Below are 21,619 nucleotides of genomic sequence, written 5' to 3' on the forward strand. Positions count from 1 at the left end.
TTACGATACCGCAGAGTTGTTAAGCAAACCAGCAGAGATTGTTTCAAAAGTTTTAAATCCCACGATTTAGCTGGGGAAGTTCTTCCAGCGAGGCAAACCGATAGCCCATGTCCTCCCACTTGGTCAGCAGGTCATCCAAAATGGCGGCGTTGGTGGCGGAGGTGGAGTGCAACAGCACGATGGCCCCATCGTGGATCCGGGGCAGGAGCTTGGCGTAGGCGGCCTCCGCCGTGGGCTGGTCGTCCACGTACCAGTCCACATAGGCCAGGCTCCAGAACACCGTGGTGTATCCCAGGGCCTGGGCCTGCCGGAGATTTTCCTCGCTGTACTTTCCCTGGGGCGGGCGGTAGAACTTGGACAGCTCCTGCCCGGTAGTCTCCCGGTACAGCGCCTCCAGCGACGCCAGCTCCTCCTGGAAGGCCGCCTGGTCCGAGATGGCGGACATATCCGGGTGGTGGTAGGTGTGATTGCCCACGATGTGGCCCTCCGCCGCCATGCGTTTGACGATGTCCGGCGCCGTCTCCACCATATTGCCCACCACGAAGAAAGCCGCCGGTGCGCTGTGCTTTTTCAGCGCGTCCAGAATGGCCTCCGTATAGCCGTTCTCATAGCCGCAGTCGAAGGTCAAGTAAATCACCTTCTCACCGGTATCGCCCAGGTAATAGGCGCCGTACCGGGCCAGATCCTCTGCCGTGGCATTGCCGATGGGCGCCTGCCCCTCCGTCTGGAAGGACAATCCCCAGTCCACTGCCGAAGCGGGTACCGCGGCTCCCCCCGCTGTCTGGGCCGCCGGGCCGTCCTCCTGCACATACAGCCACACCGACCCGGCCACGAACAGGGTCAGGGCCGCCAAAACGATCATCACCTTGTCACGGGTCCGAAACATATGATGCACCTCCTGTGATCTCTGCTCACAGGATGCGCCACCGGAGCCGCGGCTATGCGGATTTTTTTCGCCCGCACGGAACGCCGCCTCGTTTTTGCCGTCTTTATCGGCAGAAGCGCCTGCTGATATCAAAGGAGGTCCGTGATGAAAAAGAAGCTGCTTGCCCTGGCCCTGTGCCTGCTGTCCCTGCTGACCGCCTGCGGCGGCCCCGCCTACTCCGCCGAAGTCCTGTCCTCCGGCGGGCGAAAGGCGCCGTCCGCAGCCGTGGACCTGCCCGGTCCCGGCGCCCTGGCCGCGACGGACTTTGCCGTGGAGCTGCTGCAAAGCACCGACGACGGCGGAAATGTCCTCCTGTCCCCGGTCTCCGTCCTCTCGGCCCTGGCCATGACGGCCAACGGTGCCGCCGGGGAGACGAAAACCCAGATGGAAGAAACCCTGGGCCTGCCGGTGGAGGAGCTCAACGCCTATCTCCAATCTTACGCCGGCTCCCTCCCTGAGAGCAAAGAGGCCCGCTGCTCCCTGGCCAACTCCGTCTGGTTCCGGGACGATGCCGGCCGCCTCACGATGGAGCAGGCCTTTCTGGACGCCTGCACCGACTACTACGGCGCCGATCTGTTCCGGGCCCCCTTCGACGAGACCACCCTGGCGGACCTCAACGCCTGGGTGTCGGACCGCACCGACGGGATGATCCCCGCCATCCTGGACCGCATCCCCGACAGCGCCATGGTGTATTTGGTCAACGCCCTGGCCTTTGACGGCCAGTGGGCATCCGTCTACCGGGAAAATCAGATCCACGAGGGCACCTTCACCGCGGAGGACGGCGCAGCGCAGCCGGTCCAAATGATGTACAGCCAGGAGTACGCCTACCTGGAAGACGGTCTGGCCACCGGCTTTCTCAAATATTACGAGGGCGGGACCTATGCCTTTGCCGCGCTGCTTCCCAATGAGGGCGTGTCCCTGGAGGACTACATCGCCTCCCTGACCGGCGAAGGACTGCGGAATACGCTCACCTCCGCCCAGTCGGAGGCCGTGGAGGCCGCCGTCCCCCAGTTCACCGCCCAGTACAGCAGTGAACTCAGCGGCGTGCTGACAGAGCTGGGCATGGCGGACGCCTTTGACGCCTCCCGGGCGGACTTCTCCGCTATGGGCAGTTCCCCCGACGGCCCCCTCTACATCAGCCGGGTGCTCCACAAGACCTTCCTGGCCCTGGATGCCCAGGGTACCCGGGCCAGCGCCGCTACGGTGGTGGAGGTGGATACCGGTTCCAGCGCTCCCGGACGGACGGTGTATCTCAACCGCCCCTTCCTGTACCTGCTGGTGGACTGTGAGGCGAACCTTCCCCTCTTCATCGGCACGGTCCGAAGTCTGGAGAACTGAGTCAAAACCTCCGGCTGAGCCGGAGGCTTGAGTAGGCCCTATAAGGGCCAGATACGGACGAAGCCCCTTAAGGGGCCCCGAAAGGTTTGCCGACTGCATTTCTTTCTCGGGCTACCCCTTAAGGGGTTCCTCTTATGCCTTCTTGTTCTCGCGACCCGTAAACGGGTCAACAAACTCTTTCAGCCCTATCTGGTCTGCTATTTGATCCGATGCCAGTTGATTTCGGATATACTCTGCTATCTGCTTTTTATTCCGTCCCACTGTATCCACATAATATCCTCTCGCCCAAAAGTGCCGATTCCCATACTTATATTTTAGATTCGCATGTCGGTCAAATATCATCAGACTGCTCTTCCCCTTTAAATACCCCATAATCTGTGACACGCTGTACTTGGGTGGGATACTTATCAGCATATGGATATGATCCGGACACGCTCTGGCTTCTATTATTTCTACCCCCTTCTGCTGGCACAGTTTCCTCAATATCACTCCTATATCCTGTTTTATTTGTCCATATATCTCCATCCTCCGATATTTTGGTGCAAATACGATGTGATATTGACATCTCCAACTCGTATGCTCTAAACTACTTATGTCTTTGTCTTTCACGATGAAGACCTCCCTGTTATCGTAGTTGTGTGGTCGGCAAACCACTTCTACCTTATCAGGGAGTTTTTTCTTTTTCTACTTTTCTCCTCGCTTTAAGCTATTTTTTACCCCCGGCTTAGCCGGGGGTTGCCTTTGGTACCACCAATCCAAAAAGAAAGAAACGCCAAAAGCGTGTCTTTCTTTTTGGGTAGTCCGTAAAGTATAGATGCCCGCCCAAACCGGGGCCCCACACAGTGGGACGGCGCGTTTGCGCCGTACGAGCGTTTTGCCGCAGACAAAACCTCGGCGCAGGGGCAATTCATTTGCCCCGAGCATTTCAAATTCCCCAGGGTTCCATAAAAATAACCACACCTGACGGTGTGGTTATTTTTATGGAGGTGACACCCGGATTTGAACTGCCCCGCCGCTTTATTCTCCCGTGGTACTAAACTCCGTTACCCGCCTATTTTCAACGGTTCCATGGTACAGGACGGACTTTTCAACTTTCCTCCCTGTACGGCTTTAAGGGAAAAAATAAGGGGAAATTTTGATGGATATTCCGCCCTCGTTACCCCGTTTTGCTGGGTGGAATTTCACACGGTACCTTTCTTGACGATCCCCACAGCGGGCGCGAGGTCCTACGCTGCATAATCGGACGTTGCGACAGCGCTTGAAGGACATCGGCAAGGGCCGCCGCATCCAAATGCGTGACAGCTGCAGGCCCACATACCCAGCTTTCCGCCATGTGTTCACACTCCGGCTGGGCAATATCCATAAAAACATAGTGTGCCATGGCCGGGGCATCCGGCGTCCCGTAGTCATGCCCCACAATGTACTTAAAATTCCCGCCGTTTGATATTCTGGCGCGGTCAAGCCACGCTTTCCAATTTCGGGTTACAAACAGGTCCGTTACACGATTGGGATTTGCATACCGCAGGGTAATAAGGTTTCCGCCAAGGAAGTTATGTGCGATCACCGCGCCCTTTTTTTCATCTGCCGTACGCTGATACCACTTGTTCCAATAGCTCATAGTCCCTCCTGGCAATGAACGTAACCGCCCCGGCGGCGGTGGTTTCTGCGGCCTCCCTGGCCGCTCCTGTGGCCCGCTGCGCCCTCCTAGACACGGGCAGGGCGGATGATCTGCCGGGGCGGCGGTGGTTACTGCGGCCTCTCTGGCCGCTCCTGGGGCTTGCTGCGCCCTCCTAGGCATGGACAGGCCGGATGATCTGCCGGGGCGGCGGTGGCCCCTGCGGCCTCCCTGGCCACTCCTGGGGCTTGCTGCGCCCTCCTGGGCATGGACAGGCCGGAAAATCTACCGGGGCAGCGGTGGCCCCTGCGGCCTCCTTGGCCGCTCCTTGAGCACGCTGCGCCCTTCTGGGCGTGGGCAGACCGGAAGATCTGCCCGGGTGGCGGTGGTTTCTGTGGCCTCCCCGGCCGCTCCTGTGGCCTGCTGCGCCCTCCCGGGCGTAGGCATGGCCGGATAATCTGCCGGGGCGGCGGTGGCCCCTGCGGCCTCCCTGGCCGCTCCTGGGGCTTGCTGCAGCCTTTCCTGGAATCCTGATGTGGGAATTTTTTTTGCATTCGAGGGGGCCTGCGGTCTTGCACACCCTTGCCTGAAACTTTTCCAGGCCGGGGGGCGGGGCAAGGAACCACCCGCCCACGTGCGCTTCCGCACCACCGCACACGCCTGCGGGCACACGTGGCCGCCCCTGTGATTTTTGCTTGCTCGTGGGGAAAATTTTCTGCGTGTAGGATGGCCTGCGGTCTTACACATGATGGCTGAAACTTCTCTCCCCTGGGGGGAGGGTGCCCAAGGAATCCCCGCGCTTGCGTACACGGGCACCCATGCGCCCAAGCGTCCCGGCTGCTGTGCCCGCTCCGCCGGGAAATTTACTCTCGTTTTCTGCGCGTCTTGACTGCTGCTCACGCAGGCACGGCGTTTGCGGGCGCGTCCTGCGGGCGTGTTTCCCTGCGATCCGCTGGTTACCCCCTCCGCCGCCCTCTCCCGCCGTCGGAAGAATCTCCGCCCCCGGTCCTGGACCTGGGTGCCCCTCCGCCCCTCAGGCGGGGGGGGATCTCCCGCAGGCCCCGTCAGCCTCCGGCGGGATTGATCGCCCGCAGGTTCACCCGGTTGAGGCTGTTCCCCGGCTGGATGTCCACCACCAGCTCCCGCTTGCACCTCCGGCAATACAGCGCCACGCCTGCCCCTGTGGTCTCCGGGTATAGCCGCATGAGCCGTTTTGACTTGCAGATCGGGCAGGAAACAAACACGCCCAATGGCGTGGAAAAGCATGGAACAATGGCTGTTTTGGTCATGAAAACCGCTCCTTTCCGGCATGGGCCGTTTCGCGCGTGCGCCTCGCGCGAAAATCGCCCCGTGTGCTTTCATGTTACCGGTCAGTCAGGCCCCTTTCAAGAGGTCTCCGCCCTTTTCTCTGCCCCTGTTCCTAAAGTTATATCTAATTACAAGCAAGTAAAAAGGCGTCCGTATAGCCTTTTTCAGCCCCTCCCTGTGGCCGCCGCGGCAGCCGGTACTTGATATGGCAGTAGCTCCCGAACTCCGTCACACGTTCTTCCCGCTCGATAATGTGGCAGCCAACGGGAACGGCAAGCATGGTGTCGTTGGGCACATAGCAGGACTTCACCACGGGCTTTTGCAAGTTCCGGCTGCCGGTCCACATCTGCGCCCCCACGGGCCGCCCTGTGACGCTCTCCTTGGTCATGTAGAGCGCCCAGGTCTCATAATCCCGCTGGCCGATATACTCCATGTCGATCACGTCCGCATAGGGCCACAGGCTACGGATGACCTCTATATCTGCCCCCGTGGAGCTGATAACCAGATGATGGTGCAAACGGGCTTCCCCGTGCTTTTCCTCCGTGGTATATATGTATTTCAGCTCCTGTCCACGGGCCTTTCGGTGCTGCCGCAGGGCCTTGATAAAGGCCCGCAGCAGCTTCACCGCCGCCGTCCGGCTGTCTGGTAGATCTGCGTCGCGGTATGTCAGGGTAACGAACAGGTCCCGCCCGGTGAAGTTTGCCGCCAGCAGCATTTCCAGCCGCCCACGGGCGGTCTTGTCATTCATGGCCTTTTGGGCGGCGGAGGTCATTTTTGACTTTTCCGCCCTTGCCCGTTTCCCGTCCAACGGTTCCGGGGCCGTGTAAATGATGGTCTTGACGATCTGTCCGGCTATGATGGTCTTTTTCCGCTTTGCCATACTTGCCCTCCCGGCGTGTGTTGTCCCGGCGGCTCAATTTTCCGCTCTATTCCGCCCTATTCCAATCCCCCTAAAAACGGTTTTAGCGCCGCATTTCTGCGACGCTAAAGCCTGGGGTTATTCCTGCCCACCGACGGCGGGCTTTTTGTGTTCTGTCTCCAGGATAATCTGCGCCAATCTCAGGAAGTCGCGGCGCTGCTTGTCCGTCAGCATGGCGGCAAGCCGTCGGGCCTGGGTCTCGCTCATGCTGCCGTCTCCCGCTTGAGATCTTCAGACAAAGCATGAATCACCGCATCGAGATTGAGGTCCGCACCGGCAAGAGTTTCCTCCATAATAGCAAGCAGCCCCTGAATTTCCTTTGCATGGTAATGCACCACCTCGTTATATGGGCCGTATGTCTGATCGTCAAGCAGGTAAAACCTGACTTTATCATCCACAGCGCTCAGCAGGCAGTGCAGACTAGACAGGTTGGCGGACACATTTTCCGCCGTTTCTTTTGCATACTGTGTGTTCATACCTCCGCCGCCTTTCTGCTGGGCTGTTCGTCCATCATGGGAATATCCAGCACCGGAATATATCCATCCCCCCGGCGCAGAACGCCCTTCACCGGGAACCAACGGCCACCCGCCTTTCCGTATGCCTGTCCGTCCATTATCACCACGCCGGGGACCTCTGCGGCGTCCACATACGCCGTATCCTGCTGTCTCATACCTCCGGGCCTCCTTTCCTATCCTCCGCCGCCCAGGGCACGGAAAGCCCCAGAAGCGCCTGCAAACGGGCCATCCACTCCGGCGGCATGGCCTCCAGGTCCTCCGCAAACAGCTCCGAATCCACCGTGAAGGGCAGGTCCGGCAGCTTCTCGTCATCTTCTTCCGGTAAGATCAACCGCCGGTAAGCCTCTCCGCCCCGGAGAACGCCCAGGAAGTAAAAGGCCCGCATGGCGAGAAGGGCGCGGCCCTGCCCGCTGCGCAGGTGTGCGGCGTCCGCCGCCGTGGCCCTTGCCACTTCCTCCGCAATGCCCCAGAAGCCGCCCACAGGCTTCCCGTCCTCTACGTACCACAGGCAGTTGTCACCCTCGCTGTATAGGGTGATTTCCGACAGGTTCAGCAGGGCTTCGTCGCTCAGAATATACGCAGGGCGCTGGAGATCCGCCGCCCCGGCGGCGGGTTCGTTATGTAGCTTCATGGCTTGCAATCCTCCTCAAATTCTGCTAAAATGGGAGGCGGAAACAGGGCTTTCAAACTGTTCCGCCTTGCCGCTTCGGTGTTCCAGCACCGGGGCGGCTCTTTTTGTGTCCTCCGGGCAGCTACCCCGCCTGCTGCAGACCGCGCAGCAGGGGGCGCAGCTTGCCGTGATGGGGTCAAACCTGCGGCAAACGCCCGTCATACCGCCGCCCCCTCTCCCGTGGCCTGCGCCTTGACCCACTCCCGCAGGCCCTCCACGGAAATGATGGTGCGGTTCCCGGTCTTGAACGCCGGGAAATCCGCCCGCCGGGTGAGTTGGTAGACGGTTTTGGGGCACATCCCCAGCATCTTTGCCGCCTCCTGCACGGATACCGCGATTTTTTCCATGATCTTCTCCTTTCTGTTCAGGTGTCCGAATCGGACACAATGTCACTGATTGAGCAACCCAGCACCTTTGCGATATTGGCAATACGCGAGATCGGCGGGCAACGTTTTCCGTTTTCATATTGGGAAATTGCATTTTGTGAAATGGATAATTTGCCCGCAAGATCTGCCTGTGTCAAGCCATTTTCGATACGATACTTTTTCAGGTATTCTCCAAGCATCTGCACACCCCCTTATCACTTAATATCGCATTTTGTTCTTGACAAGAACATTTTAGCATGCTATGATTCCACTGTCAAGAACTTTTCTAAACCTTATTGCTATTTTGTTCCTAACAGGATACAATCACCTAAAGGATGGTGAAAAAGATGTTAGGTGATAAAATACGTGAGGCAAGAAAAAAAGCATCTCTCACCCAATCAGAATTAGCTGAAAAAATAGGCGTAAAAAGGTCAGTCGTATCAAAATATGAAAATGGGCAAATAAGCCCCACGTATGAGATGCTTTCAAATATTGCTACTGCCTTAAACACATCCGTTTCTTATCTTGTTGACGAAGCCTTCAATGATAAGTCTGTCAGCTATTTGACTATGCTAAAGAACCTTTCCCAATTAACAGGAATAAATGAATTAGTTCTCGCTGAGGCGAATTCCAGACTTGACCCTAATTCACATCCTTATTTCGACTTTTCAAATCAGGAAGCCCCCCTAAATGCTATTTTGGAAAAAGCAAGGGAAGTTCAACAAGAGTTTGATGATTTTACACTTAATACTATGGGATACCTGTTAAAGCGGCTTAATGATGAAGGAATTAATGAAGCTATTGAGCGAGTACACGAGTTAACTTTACTTCCCAAATACCAAAGAAAAAAGGATAATAGATAATAAAAAGCCGTCCCGGCGCTACCAACACCGGGACGGCAAGTGCAACAGACCCCACACAACAAATACAGGCTCTGTATGCCCTTTTATGATAGCATATCGGGCCGCAAAAGGAAAGGAGTTTTTCCCGTATGGCCGGACGATCTGCAAAGGGAACGGGCACGATCCGAAAGAAAACCGTCACCCGCAACGGCAAAAAATACGAATACTGGGAGGCCCGATACACAGAGGGAGCGGACCCCGGCACCGGCAAGCAGGTGCAGCGCTCCATCACCGGCAAAACCCAAAAGGAAGTTGCCCAGAAGCTCAAGGCGGCCACCGCAGCCATCGACAGCGGCACCTATACGGCCCCCAGCAAGCAGACCCTGGGGCAATGGCTGGACGCCTGGATCGAGACCTATTGCGGCAGCGTGAAGCCCCGCACCCTGGAGATCTACAAGACCGACATCCGGGTACACATCAAGCCCGCCCTGGGCGCGGTCCGTCTGGAGGCCCTAACTACCCAGAGCATTCAGGCATTTTACAACGCCCTGGGCAAGCCCACAAAGGACCGTCCGGCGGGCCTCTCTCCCAAGTCCGTCAAGAACATCCACGGCGTCCTCCACAAGGCGCTGCAGCAGGCGGTTTTGATTGGCTGCCTGCGGTTCAATCCCACGGACGCCTGCGCCCTCCCCCGGCGGGAGAAAAAGGAGCTGACGCCCTTTGACGATGTGCAGATCAGCGCCTTTTTGAAAGCGATCCAGGGCAGCCGCTATGAAACCCTCTTTACCGTCACGCTGTTTACCGGGATGCGGGAGGGCGAGGTCCTGGGCCTCATGTGGGACTGCGTGGACTTCGAGGCGGGCACCATCACCGTCAACAAGCAGCTGCAGCTTCATGAGGCCGTGGGCGGCGGGGCCTATCAGCTTGGCTCCACCAAAAACGGCAAGGGCCGCAGCATCACCCCCGCCGCCTCCGTTATGGCCCTCCTGAAGCGCCACAGGGCCGCCCAGGCTGCCCAGCGCCTCCGGGCCGGGAAACTATGGCAGGATACCGGCTTTGTGTTCACGGACGAGCTGGGGCAGCCCTTCGCAAAGGCCACGGTCTACCGTGCGTTCAAGCGGGCAGCCGCAGACATTGGCCGTCCGGACGCCCGCTTTCACGATCTGCGGCATTCCTATGCCGTGGCAGCCATCCGGGCCGGGGACGATATCAAGACCGTCCAGGAGACCCTGGGACACGCCACAGCGTCCTTTACCCTGGATGTATACGGCCACGTCACAAAGCAGATGAAGGAGGCCAGCGCGGCCCGTATGGACGCCTTTATCAAGACCGTCACCGGCACATAAGAGAACCGGCCCCGGTGTCCGAATCGGACACAAGGGCCGGTTTTGCTGTGCGGCAGCTGCCATATGAATATGTATGACAGGCCCTCCGGGACGCCTGTTGGCCCTTCCCTGGGCCTTTTGCCTGGGACTTATGCGTTGCCCTCCTGGGGCGCTCCGGCGGCCTTGTCCCGCTCCATGGCCTCCTGGATGGCCCGGTTGATAAAAGCGTTCACGCTCTCGCCCTGGGCCGCTGCGTGGGCCTGGATAACCTCCCGCCGCCCTTTTTGCATGGTAACATTGATGCGGTCATAGTTGGATTTGACATATTTGTTTACAGACGCCTGCTGCGCTTTTGATACCGCCATAGTCCCCTCCATTCTGGGAGGCCCCGCTCTATAAGCGCTTCCTCTCTCATTGTACCCTTATTATACCCTAAAAGTCTATTGGTGTAAATAGTATATTTGCATAAATATATTGGTGCAAATATATCTATCTTGTCAATAGACTATTGGTGTAAATAGTGGTATATTATAATCACAGCAAGGGACAAGAGAGCTGCGACGGACGGGCCAGGGACGAGCTGGATATTCCCTCTACAATCTCTCAAGTCCCACAAGGGGGCCGGGTGGCTGCGACAGGTGGACCGGGGACGAGCCGGAGGACCTCTCTACAATCCGCCCACCCTCACAGGGACCTTGACAACGGAATACCGGCACCGCTATAATGACAGCGTGAGGTGATGCAGAGTGAACAATGAGGAAAGAATCCTGCAGCTGCTGGAGGCCCAGCAAGAGGAACTCCGCAAGATCAACGGCAGGCTGGACGGCATGGAATCCCGGATGGAGGGCATAGAATCCAGACTGGACAAGCTGGAAGAACACGCAGAGGTCACCAGGGCAGGCGTGAACAGCTTGCTTGAATGGGCGGAGGAGTGCGGCAACGTCATCAAGTTCCCCCTCCCCAAAGTAAAGTAAATCCGATTACATCAGGCGGCGCCGGTACTCCGGTGCCGTCTTTTTATGATGTAAGGAGGAAACGAAAATGAGCATCAATGAACTGGAAAGCAAGTGCCGGGAGCTGCGGCAGCTGCAGGCCCTGATCGACGAGGCCCAGGCGGAAGCGGAGGCCCTGCGGGACGCCATCAAGGCCGCTATGGGGTCCCAGGAGGCTGTACAAGCTGGGGAATACCGGATCACCTGGAAGCCGATTACTTCCACCAGACTGGACACCACGGCGCTGCGCAAGGCCCTCCCGGACGTGGCGGAGCGGTTCACCCGCACCACGACCACCCGCCGTTTCTGCGTGGCGTGAGGGAGCATCAGATCGGGCGGCGGAGGTGCCCTCAGTTTTCTGCGGGCACCCTGCCGGAGCTGCCGCCCTTGTATCCGAATCGGACACCGGGGCCATACCCCTTTTAGAATCACCGTTGTCGGATAACCCGGCTGCGGTGATTTTCTTTCGCCGAAATCACCGCTATTTCAGGGGATCACCTGCAGCTTTGCCGGGTACCCTCCAAATCCGCAGGCGCTTGCGGATTTGGAGCGCGGACCAGGTGTCCGGCAAATCGGCAGGCGCTTGCCGATTTCACCGCCTGCCCTCTCTGAAATCCGACAGCGCTGTCGGATTTGCCGCCCAGGCCGCCCACCTATGGGGACCTCCGCGGAGGCACTGAACTGTGGAAAAAACCGCCCCGAAAATCTGTAAAGGGAAAAACAAAGGGAAAACCGCCCCGGAAAAAGGCAAAAAGAAACCCCGCAGCCCTTGAAACTGCGGGGTTTTCCTTTGGAGGTGACACCCGGATTTGAACCGGGGAATCAGGGTTTTGCAGACCCTTGCCTTACCACTTGGCTATGTCACCATCACTGCTATTATTATATGCGGTCTTTCCGAAAAAGTCCACACTTATTTTTGAGATTTCAATGCCCACACCGTTTTTCAGTGTGGGCATTGAACTGGAGCGGGCAACGAGGCTCGAACTCGCTACCTCCACCTTGGCAAGGTGGCGCTCTACCAGATGAGCTATGCCCGCAGGTGGTGCCCAGAGCCGGAATCGAACCAGCGACACGTGGATTTTCAGTCCACTGCTCTACCAACTGAGCTATCTGGGCAAGTCTTTCCCGCGCCCGAAGGCGCGGTCCGGGGAATTTCAACCCCAAGGGGACCCACGGGATGGTGACCATCCCGTGGGAGATGGCGACCCGGAACGGGCTCGAACCGTCGACCTCTAGCGTGACAGGCTAGCGTTCTAACCAACTGAACTACCGGGCCATATATAACAACTCTTCCATTTTGAATTTCTTCAAAATGGTGGGAACAACTGGACTCGAACCAGTGACCCCCTGCTTGTAAGGCAGATGCTCTAACCAGCTGAGCTATGCTCCCAGATCGCCGCACTCGTCAGACGGCAAAAGTTATTATACTCAAAGGACCCGCGTCTGTCAACTATAAAATCAAATTTTTTCTTCTTTTTTCTCCAGAGACGCCAGCATGGCCTCCAGGTCCTGCCGATTGAAGTGCTGGACGTTGTCGCAGAAGCGGCAGGTCAGCTCCGCCTCGCCCTTCTCGTCGATCAATGCCCGCAGCTCCTCCCGGCCGATGCTGAGCAGGGCCCGCTCCATCCGCTCCCGGCTGCAGTAGCAGCGGTACTCGACGTCGCTGCGCTCCAGAATCTCCAGGTCGAAGTCCGACAGCACCCGGTACAAAAGGGCCTCCGGATCGTCGCTCTCCCGCAGGAGGCCCGTCACGGACCCCGCCGCCAGGATGCCGCCCTCCACCTTGGAGATGGTGTCCTCGCTGGCCCCGGGCAGCAGCTGGATGAGATAGCCGCCCGCCGCCAGCACGCTCTGGTCCCGGTCCACCAGGACCCCCAGGCCGCAGGCCGTGGGAATCTGCTCGGACTCCACAAAGTAGGCCGCCAGATCCTCGGCGATCTCGCCGCCCAGCAGGCCCACGCTGCCCACATAGGGCTCCTTCATGTTCAGGTCCCGGATCACCGTCAGGGTGCCCTCACTGCCCACGGCGGCGCCCACGTCCAGCTTCCCGTCGGGGCGCAGGGGCAGGTCCACCGCCGGGTTGTCCACAGTGCCCCGGACGTTGCCCTCGTTGTCGGACACCGCCAGCAGCGTGCCCAGGGGGCCTCCGCCCTTGATCTGAAGGGTGACGCTGGCGCCGTCCCCCTTCAGGGCGTTGCCCATCATGGACGCCGCCGCCAGGGTCCGTCCCAGGGCCGCCGTGGCCACCGGCAGCGTCTTGTGGATCTGCCGGGCCCGCTCCGTCAATCCCCGGGTGGACACCGCCACCGCTTTTACCGCGCCGTCTCTGGAGATGGCGCGTACCAGTTGATCGCTCATATTCTCGCCTTTCTCAATAACTATTCTACCGGCCGCTGGGCCGTGATGATCCAGCGGTCCTCCGTGGGCTTGGGCGGGCGGCTGGTCAGGTCTCCCGTCAGCTTCACCGCCGTGAAGCCCGCCTCCGCCAGGGCCTGCCGCAGCTCCTCCTCTGTCCAGGCCCGCTCCCGGTGCTCCTCAAAGGAGCGGTCCCAGGCGCCGTCGGCCCGCTGGCGGAACAAGTCCACCTGATAGGTGCAGGTCTGCCGCTTCTCGGAGAAGAAGGTGCGCCAGACGCACAAGCTCTCCTCCGTCTCGTCCATGTAGATCTGCCGGTCCATCCGCCGGAGCTTCCAGGGGGTGTTCACGTCGAAGAGAAACCATCCGCCGGGCCTGAGCCACCGGAACACCCGCCGGAAGGTCTCCTGGAGATCCGCGGGCCGGGTCAGGTAGTTGACCGCATCCAGGGTGCAGATCGCCGCGTCCACCGGCTCCAGCAGCCGCAGACGGGGCATGGTCTGGTGCAAGAACAACGGCGGCCGCTCCGTCAGAGCCGCCGCCTTGGTCATGGCCTGGGTCAGCATCTCCTCCGAGGCGTCGGTGGCTGTCACCTCATAGCCCCTCTGGGCCAGAAGGCAGGCCATGGTGCCGGTGCCGCAGGCCAGATCCAGCACCGTCCGCACCGGGATGGGGCTCTTTCGGAACTGCCGCTCCAGATAGTCTGCCCGGCGCAGATACCCCACATCCACTGTCAGCTCATCGTAGCTGGCGGCCAGGGCCTGATACCGGCTCACTTCTTCTTGCATCGCTCAAACAGCTTGGCATAGGCGCCGGTGCCGTAACTGAGGGACCGGTTCACCCGGCTGATGGTGGCGCTGGAGGCGCCGGTGCGCTCCAGGATATCGTTATAGATCATGCCGTCGTACAGCAGTGAAGCCACCTCGAACCGCTGCTCCATGGCCCGCAGTTCCGACACTGTACACAAATCCTGGAAGAACTCGTAGCACTCCTGTTCGTCCTTCAGCTGCAGGATGGCTTTGTACAGCTGATCGCTTTTTTCCTTTTTGCCGATCTTAACCATATGGCACACCCTTTCTGGGATCGTTCCAGCAATCTGGGCGGCTGTCCGCCTTCAAGTATTTTAACATTCTACTGCGTGAAAGTAAAGGGGGCTGACAGGGAAATTTTTCGCACTTTAAAGCGCGGCGCCGTCACCCCTCTGCCGCCGCCGGCATAGGCTGGAGCAAAGTTTCACGTCAGGAAGGAGCGGCGGCCCATGCCCACGATTTTGACCCAACTATCCACGGAGCCACTGACGGCGGAGCGGACCTGGACCGTGGAGGAAATTCCGGTCCTGACCGCCTCCGTCTCCCTGCCCACTCCGGCGGAGGGCGCATCCGGCGCCGCCGCTCGCCGCATCCGACGGTACTACCAGCTGCAAAGCCGTGCTTTCCTGCGGTATTGCCAACGGTGGCTTCTGCCGGAGGCGGAGGCGGAATACCGCGCCGCCCTGACCGCCAGCGCGCCTCTGCCGCAGCTTCGGGCGGAGCTGTCGTACCAGGTCACCTACAACGAAGGCGGGCTCTGGAGCCTTTACACCCAGTCCCGGGAGCGGGGGGCCGACGGCCGGACCCTGCTGACCCGCCGGGGCGACACCTGGGATCTGGCCAGCGGCTATCCGGTGCCGCTGGCGGCCTTTTTCCCCAGGCGCTGCGGCTGGAAAAAGGCACTGCTGGCCGCCGCGGAGGCGGAGATCCGCCGCCGGGAAGCCGCCGGAGCCGCCCGGTGGAACGAGGACTGGCGGCGGTCTCTGCGGCGGCGGTTCAACCCGGAGAACTTCTATCTGACCGGCGACGGTCTGGCCTTTTTCTACCCCATGTACGCCCTGGCTCCTGCCGCCTCCGGCATCCCGGTGTTCACGCTGCCCTACGGGGCCGGAGGGCCTGCGCTCCCGGTCCGGGAGACACCGGAGGAAACAGCAGCGCCGCCGGCCAGATAGGCCGGCGGCGCCTGCGAAGCGGCAGTTATTTCTTTGCCTCGTCTCCCTGCTTCACGGCCTTGACCACCATGGAGGTCAGGGCAAACAGGGCGATGGCGTTGGGAATGACCATCAGCTGGTTGAACATATCGGTCAGGCCCCACACCAGGTCGCTGGAGGTGACGGTGCCCAGGAAGATGAACACCAGGGCCACCAGCATATAGACCACCACGGACTTGCGGCCGAAGAGGTAAATCATGTTGATCTTGCCGAAGAGGTTCCAGCCCAGGATGGTGGAGAAGGCGAAGAAGAACAGGCACACGGCCACGAACATGGCGCCGGCGTTGGAGCCGAATACGGAGCCGAAGGCATTCTGGGCCAGGTTGGTGTTGTTGATGGTGGCGGCCACGGCGTCGGTATACCCGGCGCTGAGGGGGCCGTCGGCGGTGTACATAGTGGAGATGATGACCAGGGCGTTGAGGGTCAGCACCACGAAGGTGTCGATGAACACGCCCACCATGGCCACCACGCCCTGATCGTGGGGCTTGGCCACGTTGGCCTGGGCATGGGCGTGAGGCGTGGAGCCCATGCCGGCCTCATTGGAGAACAGGCCGCGCTTGGCACCCTGGCTGATGGCGATTTTCAACGCGGATCCGATACCGCCGCCGATGATGGCGTTGGGGGCGAAAGCGTATTTAAAGATCATGGCGAAGGTGGCGGGGATATAGGTGAGGCGCATGACCAGCACCACCAGGCCGCCCAGCAGGAAGATGGCCGCCATGATGGGCACCAGCTTCTCCGTGACGGAGGCCAGGCGCTGCACGCCGCCCAGGAAGATCACGGCGCAGATGATCACCAGGATCACGCCCACCAGCCAGGTGGGGACGCCGAAGGCGGTGTTGAAGGTGGAGCCGATGGAGTTGGACTGGACCATGCAGCCGAAGAAGCCCAGGGCCAGGATGATGGCGATGGCGAAGAAGCCCGCCAGGAACTTGCCGAAGCCGCCGGTGAAGGCGGTGGTGATGTAGTAAACGGGACCGCCCTGGATGTTGCCGTCGGCGTCCTTTTTCCGGGTCTGCTGGGCCAGCACGGCCTCAGAGTAGATGGTGGCCATGCCGAAGAAGGCGATGATCCACATCCAGAAGATGGCGCCGGGGCCGCCGGCCAGAATGGCGCCGGAGGCGCCCACGATATTGCCGGTGCCCACCTGAGCGGCGATAGCGGTGGCCAGAGCCTGGAAGGAGCTCATACCGCTCTCCTGCCGGCCGCCCCGCAGGGACAGGTTTCCAAAGACCTTCCGCATGCCCTCGCCGAAGCAGCGGACCTGGACGAAGCGGGTCTTGACGGAAAACCACAGTCCCACGGCGATCAGCAAAATCACCAGGATGTAGTCCGACAGGTACGTATTGACGGTGTTTACGATGTTGAGCAGCATGTTTCTCCCTCTCTTTTCCCGGCAAGACGACGCAAAAAAGAGCCGGAGACCGCCAGCGGCGGTATCCAGCCCAACAGCGACGAACAGCCGCGGCACCGCGGACGGTGCCGTGCGTTCCCACTCTGTCCTTTTACCTGAGAGATTCAGCGGATTTCTCCGCCTTGCACCTTCGGTACTCGTTGCTGAGCTTCTCCAGAGCGACATCCGTTTTTAGTCCCCGCCCGGTCCCGGGCGCCTGAGAGTGTTACTCCTTCGGCAGGCTGTGCGCCGTTTTCCTAAAAACTTCCCTTGCCGTTATGAAATTATGTAGTAATATATAGCACTTTACAACGCAGAAGTCAACAGGGCTTTTGCGCAGTCCCCGTCCGGCATCCGCCGGGCGGGGACTGTATCCGGTCAATAGAACTCCTTGATGTAGGCCAGCACGTCCTCCCGGGTGCCCTGGAAGGGGCCCGGAGTCTCCATCTTCAAAGAGACCAGGGCGGTGCAGTACTGGAGGGCGTCCTTGATGTCCGCGCGCTGGCGCTCGGTGATGTAGCCAGCGAAGGTGGTGTCGCCCCGGCCGGTGCGGCCGGAGAGGTTCCGGGCCTTGATGGGGCAGGTGTAGATCTCCTTGCCGTCGTAGGCCAGGACCTCGGTGTTGTGGGTGATGAGGACCTCCTTGGCGCCCCAGCTGTACAGGAGCTTCGCGGCCTCGGCCCGGTCGGTCAGGCCCGTCAGGATCTCCGCCTCGGCGGCGTCGGTCTTGAGATAGTCGATGCAGGGGAGGTACTCCTTCTTCTCCGCCCAGTCGTGGAAGGCCATGGTCTTGTCGGCCTCCACATGGCGCAGCAGGCACTGGACGTCCACGGCCACCTTGCCGTGCTTGGCGGCCTCGGCGAAGAGAGCACCGTCAAAGTCACCGTAGACCAGACCGGCGAAGTGGTAGATCTTGGTCTCCACCTCCGGCAGCTCGTCGAAGCGGAAGGGATCGCACACGCCCATGGAGGTGCACGCCCGCTTCTCCTTGTCGGCGGTGAAGTACTGGTTGCGGATGGAGCAGGTGGCGGCAGAGGGCTTCCAGTACACGTCGGCGCCGGAGCCGGCAAAGCGCTCCTCCACATTGGCGTCGGCGGGATTCAGCTTGGTGAACACGGCGGTACGGTTGCCGGACTTGGCCGCCGCGAAGCCGGAGGCCACCACGGCGCCGCCCACCTCCTTGCGCTCGTTGCCCTGATAGTCGATGTTGTGGTCCAGGGATACCGGTCCGATGACCAGCACGTCATAGGCCTTTGCCATATGTATTCTCCTTTCGTTGTATCAAAGCTCTTCCACGGAGATCACGCCCTGGGTGGCGTGTACCCCCGCCAGCACCCGCTCCACACCGCACTTCTTGTTCAGCTGCAGCGTGAACAGGGCACAGGCGTTGTGCTTTTCCGTCTCGGTGGAGCGGGTGATCTCCATGTTCAAAACCTTCAGATTCAGCTCCCGGAACAGCTTCAGCACGTTTTCCAGACAGTCCTTATTGGTGTACTCCATGTACAGATTGACCTCCGGGGCGTTGTCCAGCACCCGGTATTCCAGCTTGGAGAAAAACATCTCCGCGGCCAGGATCAGCAGCGTGGCGAAAATGCCGCCCTCGAAAAAGCCGCCGCCCAGGCACAGACCGATCACCGCCGCGGCCCAGAGGCCCGCCGCCGTGGTCAGGCCCTTCACCCGGCGGCGCCGGGTGACGATGATGCAGCCTGCACCGATGAAGCCGATGCCGGCCACCACCTGGGCGCCCAGGCGGGCCATATCGGTGTAGTAGTGCATGTACAGATACAGGTACTGGCTGGTCAGCGTGGTCATGGCCGCACCCAGACAGATCAGAATGTGGGTGCGGAAACCGGCGGGCCGGCGCTTGTACTCCCGCTCCAGGCCGATGATGCCGCCGCAGACGACCGCCAGGACCATCCGCAGGCAGATGGAGGCCATCGTCACATCCCGCAAGCCGTCAAAAATGGATAACATCTCGTTTCCTCCCCTCTCAGATCTCGTCGATGGCGTAGACGCTCTCCAGCTCCGAAATGGCCGCCAGCACGCGCGTATGGGCCTGTTTCTGGTTCATTCGGATGAAGAAGATGGCGCTGGGGTTCCGGGACCGCTCCTCGCGGCCCCGCTCGATCTCCACCTCGTAGATCTGGACGTCCTGGGACTTGATGCGGTTGATGATCTCGCCCACATCGTCCAGGGATTGAAACTCCACGTAGATGTTCATGTTCCGGGCATTTTCGATGATGGCGGTCTCAATAAAGGGCAGCAGGCGAATGACCAGGAAGATCAGGGCGAAGCACAGCGCCACGCACTCGTAGAAGCCCGCGCCGATGGCAAGGCCCATGCAGGCCGACGCCCACAGGCCCGCCGCCGTGGTCAGGCCCTTGACCTCCTGCTTACCGGTGACAATAATCGTGCCCGCGCCCAGGAAGCCGATGCCGTTGATGACCTGGGCGCCGAAACGGCTGACGTCGGTCCGCAGGCCGATCTCTGCCGCCAGCTCCGTCCACTCGTGAGTCACCATATAAAATTCATACTGACTGAGGATCACCGTCAGCGCCGCGCCCATGCATACCAGCATATAGGTGCGGAAGCCAGCAGGCCGGCGCTTGCGCACCCGCTCCAAGCCAATCAGTCCGCCGAACAGCATCGCCAGCAGCAGCCGCAGCAGGACGGAAACGGCACTCATTTCCCGCAGCCAATCCAGTTGGGCGATCATCCCGCCCCCTCCTTCCCTTTTCCGAGAATTTTTGGAGGCGGTCTTTGAAAACGCTTGCGAAGCAAAAAAGATGGTTCCTTTCGGAAAATTTCCACTTGATTTCGCAAAAAAACTTTCTTTGCCGTCTCCTGATCGTTTCCTATTTTGTATCATGCCAGGGGAGAGAAGTCAATGGCTTTCCGGTCTTTAACAGGCAAGTTTTCCAAAAAATCCGCTTTTTTCAAGCGGTTTTTGAAGTATAATCCATATTTTTCCATTTTTTGAAAACGTTTACCAAACCTCTGCATCCCCCAGGGGAAAGCAACAAGCTCCGGCCCCAGAAGGGGCCGGGGCTTGCAGGATCGGTCAAAGGGGAAGATACCGTCCTTCCACCACGCCGCCGGGGCCGATGGTAAACTCCAGAGCATGATGGGGAGGCAGAGGCTCCGCCGCGCCGGGGACCGGGGGGCAGTCGGAGAAGTACAGCCGGGCGCCGCCCTCCGCCGCCATGGTCAGCACGCCGGGATCGGCGCTGTTGTACCGCCGGTCGCTGGAGGCGCAGCACACCACTGCCCTGGGGGCGATGGCGCGCAGCTGCTGGGCGCTGACACCGTCCCGCTGGCCGTGATGCCCCACCTTGAAAAGGTCCGCCTGCAGGGCCTCTGCCGGGATATCGCCGTAACCCAGGCAGTTGGTGTCGCCCGGCAGCAGCACACCGGTGCCGCGGAAGTCCAGCCGCAGCACCAGGCTGAAGTTGTTCATGCGGGCGTCCAGGCGGTCCAGACGGGACCAGAACTCCGCATCCTTCGCAGCATAGACTCCGTCCAGCAGCACCGCCAGCTCCTCTGCCTGAGAGGCGGAAGGCGCCAGCACCCGGACCGACAGGTCCCGGCACAAGGTCTCCTCCAGCGGGGCAGTAATGGTGCGGATCACGCCGCCCCGGTCCTCCACCAGGCGGCAGAGGGTTCCGTAGTCATTGAGGGCCCGGAGGAACTTGCTCTGGGAGGGAGTCACGCCCTCCGGCACGCCCAGAGGGCGGGTCCGGCGGTAGAAATCCGCCGGCAGGGTCTGCCACAGCTCCCGGGGCGTCCATCGCTCCAGCAGCGGCAGCAGCCCGCAGATGTGGTCCTCGTGGATATGGGTGCTGACCATCACGTCGATGTGGTCCAGACCCCGGGCAGTCAGATATTCCGCCATGGGCACGCGGCCGCCGGAGCGGTCCGCGAATTCCGCGGACTCGTTTCCGCCGCCGTCGATCACCATGACGAACTGACCGTTCCGTCGGGCGGGGTCCGGGCACTCCAGCACCATGGCCTCGCCATAGCCCACGTTTACGAATGTCAGTCTCATATGTTCCATAGGCTCACCCCATGGCGCGCTTGATGTAGAAGCTGGAGAGGATCAGCACCAGCAGCGTCATAACAATGGCGCCGGCGCTGCCGAAACCGAAGTCCAGGGATTTGATGCCGTAGTTGTACAGGTACTGGGTGATGGTAGTGGTCGTACCCGCAGGGCCGCCGCCGGTCAGGACATTGACCTTCTCGAACAGGCGGAAGGTGTCGATGGTCCGCAGCAGGGCACACAGTGCCAGAGAGTTCTTGATGTTGGGAATGGTGATGTACCAGAACTGGTGGATGGCGTCGGCGCCGTCAATACGGGCGGCCTCGTACTGCCCCTCCGGCACGGACTGCAGGGAAGCGAACAGCAGCAGAAACACGAAGGGCACATTCTGCCACACATCGATCACCAGGATCGTGCCGAAGGCCGTCTTGGTATCCAGGAACCAGTTGTAGTAGGGCAGACCCAGGCTGGTGAGGAACTGATTGATGATGCCGTAGTTGGAAGAGAGCATCATGCGCCAACTCAGGGCCACCGTCACAGCTGGCAGCAGGTAGGGCAGCAGGAGCAAAGTCCGCATGACCTTCTGGCCCCGCTTGAGGCTATGGATGAAAACCGCCACCAGCAGTCCCAGCAGCATCTCCAGCACCACCGCCAGGATGGTGAACTTAATGGTGTTGAGGACGGCCTGACGGAAATATTCGTTTTGAAACAGGTCAATGTAGTTCTTGAACAGGACAAAGTCTGCGGGACGATTGGCGTGCTTGAGGTAATTGTAGTTGGTGAAGCTGTACACCAGGGTAAAGACCAGGGGATACGCGGTCATGACCAGCAGCACCAGTATGGTGGGGGTCAGCATCTTGATGCCGAACAGCTTCGTCTGGGCACCTCCGCTGCTGAGTCTTGCAAACTCATTCTTTCTCATCATAAAGCCCTCGTAATTCTAAGAGGTTAGGGAATGGGGGCCCGGGGCACCGGAGACCGGTGCCCCGGACCACACCCAT

Annotated in this window: 27 protein-coding genes, 5 tRNA genes and 1 riboswitch; of the genes, 6 read left to right on the forward strand and 26 right to left on the reverse strand. The window is 60.1% G+C overall.

Features of this window, described 5'->3' with window-relative positions; translation table 11 throughout:
• Positions 1–52: 52 nt before the first annotated feature.
• Positions 53–886, reverse strand: coding sequence for a delta-lactam-biosynthetic de-N-acetylase (gene pdaA, locus ACVDHE_RS03230; RefSeq protein WP_458885571.1), 834 nt, complete (start codon positions 884–886; stop codon positions 53–55).
• A 144-nt stretch (positions 887–1,030) separates the two neighbouring features.
• Here pdaA and ACVDHE_RS03235 point away from each other — a divergent pair, with 144 nt between their 5' ends.
• Positions 1,031–2,263 (forward strand): serpin family protein, encoded by a 1,233-nt coding sequence (locus ACVDHE_RS03235; RefSeq protein WP_458885573.1) that lies wholly within the window; start codon positions 1,031–1,033, stop codon positions 2,261–2,263.
• Between the two features lie 132 nt (positions 2,264–2,395).
• On the opposite strand, the gene tnpA is transcribed toward ACVDHE_RS03235, so the two are convergent.
• The 10 genes from tnpA to ACVDHE_RS03285 all read right to left on the reverse strand — a co-directional run bounded on the left by tnpA (position 2,396) and on the right by ACVDHE_RS03285 (position 7,855).
• The gene (tnpA, locus tag ACVDHE_RS03240; RefSeq protein WP_087270007.1) at positions 2,396–2,875 is read right to left on the reverse strand and encodes an IS200/IS605 family transposase; all 480 of its coding nucleotides are present in this window, start codon (positions 2,873–2,875) and stop codon (positions 2,396–2,398) included.
• A gap of 544 nt (positions 2,876–3,419) precedes the next feature.
• Entirely contained in the window at positions 3,420–3,881 is a 462-nt protein-coding gene (locus ACVDHE_RS03245; protein ID WP_418725438.1) for a hypothetical protein, read from the reverse strand.
• A 1,061-nt stretch (positions 3,882–4,942) separates the two neighbouring features.
• Positions 4,943–5,167, reverse strand: a complete 225-nt coding sequence (locus ACVDHE_RS03250) for a cysteine-rich KTR domain-containing protein (RefSeq protein WP_458885574.1) — start codon at positions 5,165–5,167, stop codon at positions 4,943–4,945.
• 143 nt (positions 5,168–5,310) lie between these two features.
• Positions 5,311–6,066 carry a rolling circle replication-associated protein gene (locus ACVDHE_RS03255; RefSeq protein ID WP_458885575.1) on the reverse strand — a complete coding sequence of 252 codons (756 nt, stop codon included), beginning with the start codon at positions 6,064–6,066 and terminating at the stop codon, positions 5,311–5,313.
• A 117-nt stretch (positions 6,067–6,183) separates the two neighbouring features.
• Positions 6,184–6,312: a hypothetical protein gene (locus tag ACVDHE_RS03260; RefSeq protein ID WP_458885576.1), complete on the reverse strand. Its 129-nt coding sequence runs from the start codon at positions 6,310–6,312 to the stop codon at positions 6,184–6,186.
• Complete coding sequence (locus ACVDHE_RS03265) at positions 6,309–6,581, reverse strand: hypothetical protein (protein ID WP_458885577.1); 273 nt, start codon at positions 6,579–6,581, stop codon at positions 6,309–6,311. The genes ACVDHE_RS03260 and ACVDHE_RS03265 overlap by 4 nt, the downstream gene beginning before the upstream one ends.
• On the reverse strand, positions 6,578–6,775 hold the full coding sequence (locus tag ACVDHE_RS03270; protein WP_458885578.1) for a hypothetical protein: 198 nt from the start codon (positions 6,773–6,775) through the stop codon (positions 6,578–6,580). Before ACVDHE_RS03270 ends, ACVDHE_RS03265 begins: the two co-directional genes overlap by 4 nt.
• Positions 6,772–7,251, reverse strand: coding sequence for a hypothetical protein (locus ACVDHE_RS03275; RefSeq protein ID WP_458885579.1), 480 nt, complete (start codon positions 7,249–7,251; stop codon positions 6,772–6,774). Before ACVDHE_RS03275 ends, ACVDHE_RS03270 begins: the two co-directional genes overlap by 4 nt.
• A gap of 197 nt (positions 7,252–7,448) precedes the next feature.
• Positions 7,449–7,637 (reverse strand): helix-turn-helix domain-containing protein, encoded by a 189-nt coding sequence (locus ACVDHE_RS03280; RefSeq protein ID WP_458885580.1) that lies wholly within the window; start codon positions 7,635–7,637, stop codon positions 7,449–7,451.
• A gap of 17 nt (positions 7,638–7,654) precedes the next feature.
• Complete coding sequence (locus ACVDHE_RS03285) at positions 7,655–7,855, reverse strand: helix-turn-helix domain-containing protein (RefSeq protein WP_458885581.1); 201 nt, start codon at positions 7,853–7,855, stop codon at positions 7,655–7,657.
• A 147-nt stretch (positions 7,856–8,002) separates the two neighbouring features.
• Between ACVDHE_RS03285 and ACVDHE_RS03290 the strand changes: the two genes are divergently transcribed.
• On the forward strand, positions 8,003–8,518 hold the full coding sequence (locus tag ACVDHE_RS03290) for a helix-turn-helix domain-containing protein (RefSeq protein ID WP_458885582.1): 516 nt from the start codon (positions 8,003–8,005) through the stop codon (positions 8,516–8,518).
• 128 nt (positions 8,519–8,646) lie between these two features.
• Positions 8,647–9,843 (forward strand): tyrosine-type recombinase/integrase, encoded by a 1,197-nt coding sequence (locus ACVDHE_RS03295; RefSeq protein WP_458885583.1) that lies wholly within the window; start codon positions 8,647–8,649, stop codon positions 9,841–9,843.
• A 128-nt stretch (positions 9,844–9,971) separates the two neighbouring features.
• Here ACVDHE_RS03295 and ACVDHE_RS03300 read toward each other — a convergent pair whose 3' ends face one another.
• On the reverse strand, positions 9,972–10,187 hold the full coding sequence (locus tag ACVDHE_RS03300; protein WP_458885584.1) for an ABC transporter ATP-binding protein: 216 nt from the start codon (positions 10,185–10,187) through the stop codon (positions 9,972–9,974).
• Positions 10,188–10,568: 381 nt separating this feature from the next.
• Between ACVDHE_RS03300 and ACVDHE_RS03305 the strand changes: the two genes are divergently transcribed.
• Positions 10,569–10,796, forward strand: coding sequence for a hypothetical protein (locus ACVDHE_RS03305; RefSeq protein ID WP_458885585.1), 228 nt, complete (start codon positions 10,569–10,571; stop codon positions 10,794–10,796).
• Between the two features lie 67 nt (positions 10,797–10,863).
• Positions 10,864–11,133 (forward strand): hypothetical protein, encoded by a 270-nt coding sequence (locus ACVDHE_RS03310; protein ID WP_458885586.1) that lies wholly within the window; start codon positions 10,864–10,866, stop codon positions 11,131–11,133.
• A 472-nt stretch (positions 11,134–11,605) separates the two neighbouring features.
• On the opposite strand, the gene ACVDHE_RS03315 is transcribed toward ACVDHE_RS03310, so the two are convergent.
• From ACVDHE_RS03315 to ACVDHE_RS03350, 8 genes are all read right to left on the reverse strand, one after another.
• Positions 11,606–11,680, reverse strand: a tRNA-Cys gene (locus ACVDHE_RS03315).
• 95 nt (positions 11,681–11,775) lie between these two features.
• Positions 11,776–11,851 (reverse strand) — tRNA-Gly (locus ACVDHE_RS03320).
• 3 nt (positions 11,852–11,854) lie between these two features.
• Positions 11,855–11,930 (reverse strand) — tRNA-Phe (locus ACVDHE_RS03325).
• 83 nt (positions 11,931–12,013) lie between these two features.
• A tRNA-Asp gene (locus ACVDHE_RS03330) sits at positions 12,014–12,090 on the reverse strand.
• Between the two features lie 37 nt (positions 12,091–12,127).
• Positions 12,128–12,204 (reverse strand) — tRNA-Val (locus tag ACVDHE_RS03335).
• A gap of 68 nt (positions 12,205–12,272) precedes the next feature.
• Complete coding sequence (hslO, locus tag ACVDHE_RS03340) at positions 12,273–13,172, reverse strand: Hsp33 family molecular chaperone HslO (RefSeq protein ID WP_458885588.1); 900 nt, start codon at positions 13,170–13,172, stop codon at positions 12,273–12,275.
• Between the two features lie 20 nt (positions 13,173–13,192).
• A complete protein-coding gene (locus ACVDHE_RS03345; protein ID WP_325225680.1) occupies positions 13,193–13,957 on the reverse strand; it encodes a class I SAM-dependent DNA methyltransferase in 765 nt (254 codons plus the stop codon).
• A complete protein-coding gene (locus tag ACVDHE_RS03350) occupies positions 13,942–14,232 on the reverse strand; it encodes a YerC/YecD family TrpR-related protein (RefSeq protein WP_213039639.1) in 291 nt (96 codons plus the stop codon). The genes ACVDHE_RS03345 and ACVDHE_RS03350 overlap by 16 nt, the downstream gene beginning before the upstream one ends.
• A gap of 195 nt (positions 14,233–14,427) precedes the next feature.
• Between ACVDHE_RS03350 and ACVDHE_RS03355 the strand changes: the two genes are divergently transcribed.
• On the forward strand, positions 14,428–15,150 hold the full coding sequence (locus ACVDHE_RS03355; RefSeq protein WP_458885589.1) for an RsiV family protein: 723 nt from the start codon (positions 14,428–14,430) through the stop codon (positions 15,148–15,150).
• 25 nt (positions 15,151–15,175) lie between these two features.
• Here the strand turns inward: ACVDHE_RS03355 and ACVDHE_RS03360 are convergent, their stop codons facing one another.
• From ACVDHE_RS03360 to ACVDHE_RS03385, 6 genes are all read right to left on the reverse strand, one after another.
• The gene (locus tag ACVDHE_RS03360; protein ID WP_458885590.1) at positions 15,176–16,564 is read right to left on the reverse strand and encodes an alanine/glycine:cation symporter family protein; all 1,389 of its coding nucleotides are present in this window, start codon (positions 16,562–16,564) and stop codon (positions 15,176–15,178) included.
• Positions 16,565–16,676: 112 nt separating this feature from the next.
• Positions 16,677–16,770: riboswitch (glycine riboswitch) on the reverse strand.
• A 190-nt stretch (positions 16,771–16,960) separates the two neighbouring features.
• Positions 16,961–17,842 (reverse strand): PfkB family carbohydrate kinase, encoded by an 882-nt coding sequence (locus ACVDHE_RS03365; protein ID WP_213039641.1) that lies wholly within the window; start codon positions 17,840–17,842, stop codon positions 16,961–16,963.
• Between the two features lie 21 nt (positions 17,843–17,863).
• Positions 17,864–18,556: an MgtC/SapB family protein gene (locus ACVDHE_RS03370; protein WP_213039642.1), complete on the reverse strand. Its 693-nt coding sequence runs from the start codon at positions 18,554–18,556 to the stop codon at positions 17,864–17,866.
• A gap of 16 nt (positions 18,557–18,572) precedes the next feature.
• A complete protein-coding gene (locus tag ACVDHE_RS03375; RefSeq protein WP_418725941.1) occupies positions 18,573–19,298 on the reverse strand; it encodes an MgtC/SapB family protein in 726 nt (241 codons plus the stop codon).
• Between the two features lie 345 nt (positions 19,299–19,643).
• On the reverse strand, positions 19,644–20,636 hold the full coding sequence (locus ACVDHE_RS03380) for a ComEC/Rec2 family competence protein (protein WP_458885591.1): 993 nt from the start codon (positions 20,634–20,636) through the stop codon (positions 19,644–19,646).
• Positions 20,637–20,640: 4 nt separating this feature from the next.
• Positions 20,641–21,540 (reverse strand): carbohydrate ABC transporter permease, encoded by a 900-nt coding sequence (locus tag ACVDHE_RS03385; protein WP_418725939.1) that lies wholly within the window; start codon positions 21,538–21,540, stop codon positions 20,641–20,643.
• Between the last annotated feature and the right edge of the window lie 79 nt (positions 21,541–21,619).

Source organism: Dysosmobacter sp. Phy, assembly GCF_054476235.1.